Annotated in this window: 9 protein-coding genes; 4 read left to right on the top strand and 5 right to left on the bottom strand. The window is 61.5% G+C overall.

Annotated features, from left to right (window positions below; genetic code table 11):
* Positions 1–462: 462 nt before the first annotated feature.
* The gene (locus tag ACH107_RS25875; RefSeq protein ID WP_412508499.1) at positions 463–1,272 is read left to right on the top strand and encodes a hypothetical protein; all 810 of its coding nucleotides are present in this window, start codon (positions 463–465) and stop codon (positions 1,270–1,272) included.
* Complete coding sequence (locus ACH107_RS25870; RefSeq protein ID WP_412508498.1) at positions 1,265–2,305, top strand: hypothetical protein; 1,041 nt, start codon at positions 1,265–1,267, stop codon at positions 2,303–2,305. Before ACH107_RS25875 ends, ACH107_RS25870 begins: the two co-directional genes overlap by 8 nt.
* Before the next feature lie 154 nt (positions 2,306–2,459).
* On the opposite strand, the gene ACH107_RS25865 is transcribed toward ACH107_RS25870, so the two are convergent.
* A complete protein-coding gene (locus ACH107_RS25865; protein ID WP_412508496.1) occupies positions 2,460–3,458 on the bottom strand; it encodes a nuclease-related domain-containing protein in 999 nt (332 codons plus the stop codon).
* A gap of 580 nt (positions 3,459–4,038) precedes the next feature.
* Entirely contained in the window at positions 4,039–6,324 is a 2,286-nt protein-coding gene (locus ACH107_RS25860) for an adenosylcobalamin-dependent ribonucleoside-diphosphate reductase (protein ID WP_412508495.1), read from the bottom strand.
* Positions 6,325–6,415: 91 nt separating this feature from the next.
* On the opposite strand from ACH107_RS25860, the gene ACH107_RS25855 reads away from it, so the two are divergent.
* Positions 6,416–6,841 (top strand): DUF1489 family protein, encoded by a 426-nt coding sequence (locus ACH107_RS25855; protein WP_412508493.1) that lies wholly within the window; start codon positions 6,416–6,418, stop codon positions 6,839–6,841.
* Between the two features lie 2 nt (positions 6,842–6,843).
* Here ACH107_RS25855 and ACH107_RS25850 read toward each other — a convergent pair whose 3' ends face one another.
* On the bottom strand, positions 6,844–8,484 hold the full coding sequence (locus tag ACH107_RS25850) for a hypothetical protein (protein WP_412508491.1): 1,641 nt from the start codon (positions 8,482–8,484) through the stop codon (positions 6,844–6,846).
* Positions 8,485–8,822: 338 nt separating this feature from the next.
* On the opposite strand from ACH107_RS25850, the gene ACH107_RS25845 reads away from it, so the two are divergent.
* Positions 8,823–9,416, top strand: coding sequence for an outer membrane protein (locus tag ACH107_RS25845; RefSeq protein WP_412508490.1), 594 nt, complete (start codon positions 8,823–8,825; stop codon positions 9,414–9,416).
* A gap of 45 nt (positions 9,417–9,461) precedes the next feature.
* On the opposite strand, the gene hisG is transcribed toward ACH107_RS25845, so the two are convergent.
* Entirely contained in the window at positions 9,462–10,157 is a 696-nt protein-coding gene (gene hisG, locus ACH107_RS25840; protein ID WP_412508488.1) for an ATP phosphoribosyltransferase, read from the bottom strand.
* The coding region (locus tag ACH107_RS25835) for an ATP phosphoribosyltransferase regulatory subunit (RefSeq protein ID WP_412508487.1) at positions 10,154–10,655 on the bottom strand (502 nt) is incomplete at its 5' end. The genes hisG and ACH107_RS25835, both read right to left, overlap by 4 nt.

Here is a 10,655-nt window from a genome sequence, read left to right as displayed (position 1 = left end):
GCCGACGCGGCCGACGGCGACAAACCCAGTTGAACCCACGCTCGGGATTATAAGACAACTTTTCTGAGTGAAAATGTCCAATGACCGCTGCCAGCCCCAAAGCGGACCCAAGGCCCTTAGCTCGAATTTGCGATAGCTGCCCTTCGCCGCGAGGCCCGCGAACTGGTACGATGCGCAGCCTTCCTGCCGCTCGCTCGCCGCATACTAAGGTCGGCTCAACTGATCATTTCAGACTGACCTGAGGTTATAGGATGCCCTGCTCCAAGATCATCGAAAGGCATGCTTGCGACACCGCCAGACTGCTTAACCAAAGAAAGCGAGAGCCTCCGCCGTCCATCAAGCCGCCGTGTTCCGGATCAGCTGAGGAAGAACCATTGATCGATTTCGGCAGACAGGGCACTCTTTGATGATCGAGATCGAGCCGTTGATGGACCCAACAGAGAATCTAACCTACAAGGAGGGGTGCCAAACACCCGAATGCCAATGAAAGGTTGTTTTTCGATCACGTTATTGTTCGGTATATCCATTGTCTTCTGGAGAACTTCATACCCTCTGTCACCTTGGACGGTGTTATCTTTAATCCCTATCTTTCTATTTGTATTTCTTGGAACCTTTCAAAATTCTCTTGATAGACGGCGATCCATAGTCCTTTCCACTATACGAACGGATTCAAGCCTGCTCGGGCTGCTGACTGGGACATTCATCTCGGCACTTGCTGCCTTTTTCATTTCAACTTTCTCTTTGTCGATGGTTGCTGTGCACACGCTCCTTGCAACACCTATTCAAATCGCGGCTCTCCTTGTAATCGTCGCCGCCGCCACCCTAGTTTACTCGAGCTTGGTCGGGATATTTAAAACCCATATACGCCCGCTCGCGCTTTCTTGGTTCAGCGCGACGACAGCCGTCTTCTTAGTATCCACGTTGTTTGTCGTTCCGTACGCGTTTTTCGAATGGTCGGTCGTTGAGCGACCTGGCTACATCCGACTGGGTTTCGACGAGGCAATGTCCCTGGCCCTTGGGCAACTTCCGCGTCGAAATGATATTTTGAACGAGGCTATCTCGGCATTTCAGCTTATCGATTCTACCAAGCTTTGGCTCGCATCCCGCTTCGAAGGGACAATGGCGCCAGGAGCGCTGTTCGCAGCACACAGCGCACTCATATGCATAGTCGCTTCGACGAGTTCAGTCGGTGCAGCTAGCTTCTACAGGCATCACATTGAAAAACGGGCTTGCCGGCAGCCCGACGGCGCGGAAGGCATGACAGATGACTGATTACAAAGACCCTAATAAAAGGAAACAAGAGGTCCAGAAGGAAGATAAACAAAAAATACTATTCGCTCGCTTCTTCTGGGGCACAATTATCTTCTTGGCCGTGGCCTCGCTTGGCTTGGTCGCCATCGGTCTGCTGAGATCAGATCAATCGACGAGTGAAGTACGAGATGATCCGCCGCCTGTAGCGGAAGAAGTCGCGCCACAAGAGGTTGAGATCGAGCAAAGCACGCTCCAAGAAGTTTTTGAACGTACGGCCAGAACTGCCGGCGACCAGACATTAAATGAAATCGACCCATTACTCGACGAGCTATACGCGCCTGTCTATGGAGGCATATCAAGTTATGCTGATTTCCACTATACCGTACTTGGTGAGTACACCGAATTGGTCGGCGCAGCGCGCGGCACCGCAGCCAGTGCAATTGAGGACAGGCTTTACGATGGCTTCGACGACAGACTTAATGAAGTGACAAGCACACTTGATGAGAGATTCTCGGATGAGTTCCGCAAGGCCCTGATGCAGGAGCTGGAAAATGAGATTCCCTCCGATCTATCCGACGCTCCACTTGCGCCAATCACTCAGCGGTCCATCGAAGATACTCTCGCCCGATCGCGAGTGACGGTACCGGTTGCAACAGTCATGGCCACTGTCGGTGGCGCCGCTTCAATCAAAGCAGTGTCTGCCGCTATTGCTGCGAAAGTCGCAACCAGAGTTGCAGCAAAGGCAGCTGGAAAGGGCGTCGCAAAGGGTACAGGGATATTGGGCGGAGCGGGGCTCGGTGCGCTGGCTGGATCGTGGGGCGGACCAGTCGGAGCCGCGGTCGGCGGGGCCATTGGCGGTGCTGCATCGTGGTTCGCTGTAGACGCGGCTGTCGTCTCGATCGATGAGTATTTCAACCGTGAAGACTTCGAGGCGGACCTTCGCTCGATGATTGATGAGAATCGAGATGTTGTCCGTGTTCACCTTACCAACGCCTTGGAGCGGAAATCCGAGGATATGCAGAACTTCACGCTGAAAGATCTTTCTAGCGAGTAATTAAGTGGTGCGGCCTTGCAACGACTGCGGCCAGTAGCAGATGAACCAATCACAGGGCCTGCGCACAATGCGAAGGTCCAGAACACGGGACAAAATGGCCGTCCGGCGAGCTTCAGTTATTGCTGTTGGAGCGAGTTGCGAGAATGGGCTACTATCAACCCCGGGTCATGCTAACGATGCGCGAAAGCTCAAATTCTTCAGGCTTTTCGTGGCCAGCCGCGTGAAACAAGACACTGTCGCGGGACGAAGCAGAAACTGAATGGAATGGCTCGGATAACGAAATCAGAGGTGACGAACCAAACAGGGCAGAAAAGAAAAGGAATATTTTATTTCTCCTACACTTTACGCTAATTCTCGTGCCACTCGGTAAGTCCTTGAGCGAAAGTGATTGCCCGTTTGCCTTCAGCTTAAGCGTGTCGCCAGAAAGAACTCGCCCCCCATAGAGCTCAAGCTTATCGAAAGTCTCAAGGCGCGAGACTGCATTGGTTGCCTCGTCGAAATCGTGTGTTGGAATAGAACCAAAAAAGCCCTCCGAAGCAATCCGGCTGGCTTCTTGTTCAAGACATAGTTTGAGCACAGACATCATGATCCGTTCGCCAAAGCCGGATGCCTTTTGGTGGCTCAAGAACCTTTCAAGTTGATGACGCATGACAATTTCTTCGCGACTCGCAGCCTCTGATGGTATGCTTAGATTTCGGTTCCAGAGAATCACTCTACATATTCGGGTCTCTGGGACACGGATGTCCTGCGACTCAAGGTATGCACACAGGCTCTCGAGCTTTTGCTGATTTTTGCGTAGGGGATTTTCGTGGATTATTTTTTGGCCATTCCGCCGTTCCTGAATCCACGAAGAGCCAGCCATACGCACTGAGCCAGACCAATTCTTGATTTCGATTGCACTAATCTGTTTGTGCGAAAGCACGACTAGGTCAATTTCGTAGCGGCCCCGCTTTGGCGTGCGTGTATTGGTTGGGACCCGCTTCGAATGGAAGATGCTCGCCGATTTCCAAATTAGTTGGTTCGAAACCATCGAACGCAGGGCAAGTTCTGCGTCTCTACCAGCAGAGACCTCATCAAGCTCGGGTTCCGGCTTGGTTGAGACTATGTCGCGCCACGCCTCCAGTCTTGAGGTATTTTTGCTCCGCGCCGCCATCTCGAACTCATCAAATTCATTTAGTTTTCGTAACAGCTTATAAAAATAAAGCCAAGCTCATCGGCGATGATCAAGCCCCACGCTGTCATTGGTGTCGTGACTTGGATTTGGCTCGCACTTGGCGATACCAGAGCAGCTGTCATTCGTTGCATCTAGACAAGCGCGAGAATTTGGCTCGAAGCTGAGGTCCGCTTCGCTGAGCACAAAGGCGGGATGGGACTGGTCAAGTCTCGATGGGCAACGAGGGTTCGCAACTTTGCAAACTCCCCTCCCTGCGCATAGGCGACGTTCGTGACGGCCCCAACAAATAATGCCTATCAGCCCCATTCTATCTGTATTGCGGGCGGCGTCTTGGTCAGCTTCCTGCGACTCTGAGAAATGGTGACGAGTAGGGCCCCGCCTCTTCCGCGACATGGCCGCCCAGTCTGCTCAGGCAAAAGCCCAGAATCGATAGATTGAACCTGACAAAGCAGAGCATACCGTCCAGCCAAGTTTGTCCAAAAACCCCTTGACATCCCCTGCGCAGACTTACGGTTTCGTTTGCGCACTATTATGGTTTCTCTCGGTACATGTATACCTCTCAGCCGGAACACTTGCTGTGGCCGCAGCTTGCGCAGGTCATGCAGCCCTCTATCATGCGCATGTCGTAGCTGCCGCAGGCGGGGCAGGCCGGGCCCTTGGGGGCATCCAGGTTGACGACGGATTGTGTCGGGTCGGTCTTGAGGCCCAGCCCCTCGCCCTTGAGGAAGCCGATCGAGACCATGTGCTGCTCCAGCACGCCACCGATCGCGGCGAGGATCGAGGGGATGTATTTCCCGTTCATCCACGCCCCGCCGCGCGGGTCGAAAACCGCCTTCAACTCCTCGACGACAAAGGAGACATCGCCGCCGCGCCGGAACACGGCAGAAATCATCCGGGTGAGCGCCACGGTCCAGGCGAAATGCTCCATGTTCTTGGAGTTGATGAACACCTCGAAGGGCCGGCGGTGCCCGTTCAGCACGATGTCGTTCACTGTGACGTAGATCGCGTGGTTGCTGTCGGGCCATTTCAGCTTGTAGGTCGCGCCCTCCAGTTCCGTGGGGCGGTCCAGCGGTTCGGACATGTAAACGACCTCGCCGCCATCGGTGGGCGCACCGGCATCCGGCGTCTCGCCGGGGACCTTGTCCTCGCTTTCGGCGACGCTGAGCACGCTGCCCGTCACCTCGTTCGGCCGGTAGGTGGTACATCCCTTGCACCCCATGTCCCATGCTTCGGTGTAGACGCTCTTGAACGCCTCGAACGAGATGTCGGCGGGCACATTGATCGTCTTGGAAATGCTCGAATCCACCCACCGCTGGGCCGCCGCCTGCATCTTGACATGCTCGTGCGGGGCCAGAGTCTGCGCGTTGACGAAATACTCGGGCAGCGGCGCGTCGCCCATCTTCTCGCGCCACATCTGCACGGCATAGTCCACCACTTCCTCCTCGGTGCGCGAGCCGTCCTTTTGCAGGACCTTTCGGGTGTAGGAATAGGCGAAGACCGGTTCGATCCCGCTGCTGACATTGCCGGCATAAAGGCTGATCGTGCCGGTCGGCGCGATCGAGGTCAGCAACGCGTTGCGGATGCCGTGCCGCGCCACGGCACCGCGCACGTCCTCGTCCATGCCCAACATCGTGCCCGAGGCCAGATAGGGGTCGGCGTCGAACAACGGGAAGGCGCCCTTCTCCTTGGCCAGCTCGACGGAGGCGAGGTAGGCCGCCCGCGCCACTCGGTGCAGCCAGCGCGACGTTTTCAGCGCCGCCTCGTCACTGCCATAGCGCAGCCCGCACATGATCAGCGCATCGGCCAGCCCGGTCACGCCCAGCCCGATCCGCCGCTTGTTCCGCGCCTCGGCCCGCTGCTCTTCCAGCGGGAAGTTCGAGGCATCCACGACATTGTCCATCATCCGCACCGCCGTCGCCACCAGATCGTCGAGCGCCGCCTCGTCGAGGGCCGCATCCGCATCGAACGGGTCGCGCACCAGCCGCGCAAGGTTGATCGAGCCCAGAAGGCAGGCGCCGTAGGGCGGCAGCGGCTGCTCGCCGCACGGGTTCGTCGCCGATATCTCCTCGACGTAGTTCAGGTTGTTGGCCTGGTTGATCCGGTCGATGAAGATCACGCCCGGCTCGGCGAAATCGTAGGTCGCCTGCATGATCCGGTTCCAGAGGTCGCGGGCCTGCACGGTGTGGTACACCCGGCCGTCGAACATCAGGTCCCACGGCCCGTCGGCCTTGACCGCCTCCATGAAGGCATCCGTCACGAGGACGCTGAGGTTGAACATCCGCAGGCGTGCCGGGTCGGCCTTGACGGCGATGAAATCCTCGATGTCGGGGTGGTCGCACCGCATCGTGGCCATCATCGCGCCGCGGCGCGATCCGGCCGACATGATCGTGCGGCACATCGCGTCCCACACGTCCATGAAGCTGAGCGGGCCGCTGGCATCCGCGCCCACGCCCTTCACGTCGGCGCCGCGCGGGCGGATGGTGCTGAAATCATAGCCGATCCCGCCGCCCTGCTGCATGGTCAGCGCGGCCTCGCGCAGGTGGTCGAAAATGCCGCCCATGTCATCGGGGATCGTCCCCATGACGAAACAGTTGAACAACGTGACCTTGCGCTGCGTGCCCGCGCCGGCGGTGATGCGCCCCGCGGGCAGGAACTTGAAATCCTCCAGCGCGGCATGGAACTTCGGCTCCCATTCCTCGGGGGCGGCCTCCACGGTGGCCAACGCGCGGGCGACCCGGCGCCAGCTGTCCTCGACGGTCTTGTCATGCGGCGTTCCGTCGGCCGCCTTGAAACGGTATTTCATGTTCCAGATCTGTTCGGCGATCGGGGCGGCAAAGCGGCTCATGTTTCGACTCCCTCGCAGGACGGACCGACACAATAGCTTGAAGCCGCCGCCATTTCCACTACCCTATATTGCATTAGCGGAGATTCTCGTCATGGCCTTGCACATAATGAAGCTCAGCGTCGGGTCTGACACGGTCGAAAGCCTCCTTCAATGGCAGGCATCGGCCCGCGCCAAGGGGCCGGATGGCCTGCCCCGGCATATCACCCGCATGTGGCCCCGGCGCGAGGCCGAATTGCTCGACGGCGGGTCCGTCTACTGGGTGGTGCAGGGTCTGGTGCAATGCCGCCAGCGCCTGCTGCGCTTCGACGAGGTCACCGGCGGCGACGGCATTCGTCGCTGCGCTTTCGTGCTGGACCCCGAGGTCGTGCGCACGGCCACGGCCCCCAAACGGCCCTTCCAGGGTTGGCGGTACCTCAAGCCCGAGGATGCCCCCGCCGACCTGCCCGCCAGCCGCCAGAGCGAAGACCCCCTGCCGGCCGGCCTGTCCGCCGCCCTTGCCGATATCGGCGTGCTCTGAGCTCAGCGCCGCAGGTCGAACCCGTCGTCGGAACAGGCGGCAAACCGTTTCCTCTGAGCCGCCGACAGGTCATCGCGCCCGGCACGCGCGGCAAAGATCAGGTCCCGCGCGAGGCTCATGTAGCAATCGCCCCAGTCGCGATCCGGCTCGATCAGCTTGGATCGTTCAAGGTCGTAATTGTCAAGGAAGGCCGGCGCGCCGCCCGGATAGTAGGACAGACCGCCGATGCAGTCGCGCGCGGCGTGGCTGGCAAAGTCGTTCCAGACCAGCGGCGGGCCCTTGCCGTTCGGATTGTTGCCGTTGACGGGCGGGCATTGCCGGGGATTGGTCCACGGGTTCCAGACCGACAGCACGACGAAGGGCGTGCGCCCGTCATCGGCAAACACCTTCTGGAACTGCTGGAATAGCGTGCGCCCCCGGCGCCGGTGGGTTTCCCGCTCGATGCTCATGAAGGTATCGCTGGGATAGCCCACCGACACGCTGATCTGCTCGGGGCTGCCCGCCGACTGGTGGCACCCGGTCGCGATCCGGCCGTCGGACATCCGGCAGGGTTCCAGGAAGCTCCAGAAATTGTCGGGGCCGCGCATCCCGGCGTTGCGCTCCTGCCGGTTGCCGAAGCGCGCCTCCAGCTTCTTGCGGTCGGCCCACATGGCGCGGGTCGTGAAATGCCGCTTGAGCCCGAAATGCCGGATCACCTCCACCGCTCGGTTCGGGTTGAAACGATAGGTGTAATTCATCTTGACCAGCAAGAGCGGCTTGCCGCTGCCGTCCACCGGCATTCCCAGCCCCGCCTCGTGCAGGCCGGGCAGGAAATCCCCCACCAGATACCGCACGATGGACCGCTCCGGCGCGATCTTCGTTTTCCGCGTCTCGAGGAACATCCCGGCCCAGGGCACGATGCGCGGCACGTCCACCGGCCGCGGCCGCGCGGCAAGGTCGCGCCACGTGGCCATCAGCGTGCCCACCGGCCCGGCCACCTTGGTCCGGAACTCGTCACTGTACCGGTCGGGCCGGTCCCGGGTCGCGGCCACCGCCATGTTCGTCATGTCAAGGATGACGAAATCGACCCCCATCACGGACAGCAGAAAGGCGTGCTTGCGCGCCAGCCGCTTGTTGCCGGTCAGGCAATAGTACCCGTCCAGCGGCTTGTCGATCCAGTGGTTCCAGCGCACCGGGCCCCAGCCACGCGCGCCACCGGGCATCCGCGATATCCGCGTCGTGTTGAAGATGGGCTGCCCCGGGGCGACGTTGTGGCGCGTGCCCGAAACGAGGCAGTGATCCAGCGAATAGACGATGCCGAATTTCTGCGATGTTTCCCGACGGGCCCGGCGAAGCGGCAGCGGATGCGCCGTGCCGTCGCGCGCGCCCAGCGTGACACCCCCGATATCGCGCACCGGCGCGCCGATGACCTGGCTGACAAGGAAAACCCGGCTGTCTGCGGCACAGTCCTGCCCGATGACGCGATACGCCTGCCGGTCCGCGGGCGACAGTTCGAAAAGTTGCGTGACGGCGCCGCCCCCCGGTCCGGTCACCTGCAATTGCGGCCTTGACGCGGCGCCGATCACGTCGGGCGGCGCGCAGACATGGCCCGTCAGCCGCGTGACACCATCCGCACCTGTCCACGCGCGAAGGTCACCGGTCACCGGCTGTCTCGCCGCCGCCGCGGCGGCGCATAGCGCCAATGTTATTGCCGCCGCGGTGCGCGCCCACCGGCGCCCGGATCGCATGGCCCGCATCGGCTCTGCTCCTCCTGATGACAACACCTTCAGCGTCGGCGCAAAAACATACGGCGTCAAGGCCGCGCGCGGGCTAAAACCTCCCGCCCGATCACCACCAGTTGACGTAACGCGACCGGCCCGCGCGTTGTATCAAGACCGTGCCATCGACACCTCTGTCCCAAGCCGAGGGCGCCCCCGGCGACATTCCCATCGCCGGCACGCCCGGCTTTTGAACCGCACGAAATGACAGAAGGAATTCACCCATGTTCAGCCCTCTTCGCCTTGCCGCCGCCGCCACGGCCGCCTCGGTCATCGCACTGCCGGCATTCGCCGGCTCGGCAGAACCGGCGACGCCCGACACGCCGGTATCCCCCGCCGCCCCGGTCATCGACGCCAGCCCGGACTGGACAGGTTTCTACACCGGGGTCCAGCTTGGCTTTGCCGAAGTCGACACCGACCTTGCCGGCAGTGATGACGACGTGATCGGCGGGATCGTGGGCGGGTACGACCATGATTTCGGCCAGTGGGTCGTTGGCGGCGGTCTTGACTACGATTTTGCCGACATCGACCTCAATGCAAGTGGTGGCGCCCTCGAGGAGGTGTTCCGCGTCAAGGGCCGCGCCGGTTACAAGATCGGTCAGGGCCTGCTTTACGCGACCACGGGCTATGCCTGGGCCGACACGAATTCGTTCGGTGACGATGATGGCTACTTCGTGGGCGGCGGGTACGAGTACCGTGTCTCCGATCAGTTCAGCATCGGTGGCGAAGTGCTATACCACGAATTCGACGATTTCGGCAATCTCGGGTCGGATGTCGAGGCCACCACCGTACAGCTGCGCGGCACGTTCCGTTTCTAGAGGACGCCGGCAGCCGGTGGGCGCCAATCTCCCCGGCGCCCGCCTTCAATCCACGCCCAGCACTCGTGTCAGTTCGCCCAGCGTCGCGCGGTCCGCCTCCGACATGTCGACGCCGCGCGCCCTGAACAGCGTCGCCTCCGATCGCAGGACCAGCCCGTCATCCAGAACCTTCAGGTGATTGGCGCGCAACGTGTCCCCGGACGAGGTGATATCGGCGATCGCCTCGGCGGTCTCGTTCTTCACCGTGCCCTCGGTCGCGCCCTGGCTGTCCACCAGGCGGTAATCGGCCACGCCGCTCTCGCGCAGGAAGTCCCGTACCAGCCGGTGATATTTCGTGGCGATGCGCAGGCGGAACCCGTGTTTCTGCCGGAAGGCGGCGGCGGCGGCATCCAGATCGTCGAGCGTGTTCACATCGACCCAGGCCCGCGGCACGGCGATCACCAGATCGGCATGGCCGAACCCCAGCTGCGCCAGTTCCTCGACGCGGCGGTCCCAGCGGCCCAGCTTCTCGCGTACGAGATCGGTGCCGGTCACCCCCAGATGGATCCGCCCGGCCGCCAGTTCGCGCGGGATTTCCCCGGCCGACAGCAGGACAAGTTCGACATTGTCGATCCCCTCGACAAAACCCGCGTATTCGCGCGCCGAGCCCTGGCGGCCCAGCCCGATACCGCGCGCGCCGAACCAGTCGAAGGTCTTTTCCATCAGCCGGCCCTTGGACGGCACCCCCAGCTTGAGGCTCATGACAGTCCCCCCAGGTCCAGCACCAGCCCGGGCCGGATCACCCCGCCTACCGCCGGTATCTCGCGCCCCTGCCCCAGTTGCCGCGTCAGCGCGTCGTACCGCCCGCCGGTGGCCACCGGCGGCAGGTCGGGCCGCGATTCAGCGTGGAATCCGAAAACGAAACCGTCGTAATATTCCATCTGGGTGCGGCCGTAACTCGCCTCGAAATCCAGCCGCGCCACGTCGATGCCACGGCTGTCCAGCGCGTCCAGCCGGCGCGCCAGCCGGGCCACGGCCGCGTCGATGGCGGGCATGTCCACCGCGATGTCGCGCAGCCGTTCCAGAGCGTTGTCGCTCGTCTCGCGCACGGCAAGGATCGCGTCGATCAGCGCCACCTCGTTATCCGAAACCGGCGGCTGCGCCGCGTCGTCCTGCAGCGCGTGGATGCGCGCGCGTATCTCGTCCTCGCCGCGCAGGCCGATCACCGGCGCGGCCCCGGCCACCGGATCGCGCATCGCC

This window comes from Roseovarius halophilus (ex Wu et al. 2025), from assembly GCF_047086965.1.
The sequence above is the reverse complement of the archived record's forward strand: the minus strand, read 5'-3'. Positions and strand labels throughout refer to the sequence as shown.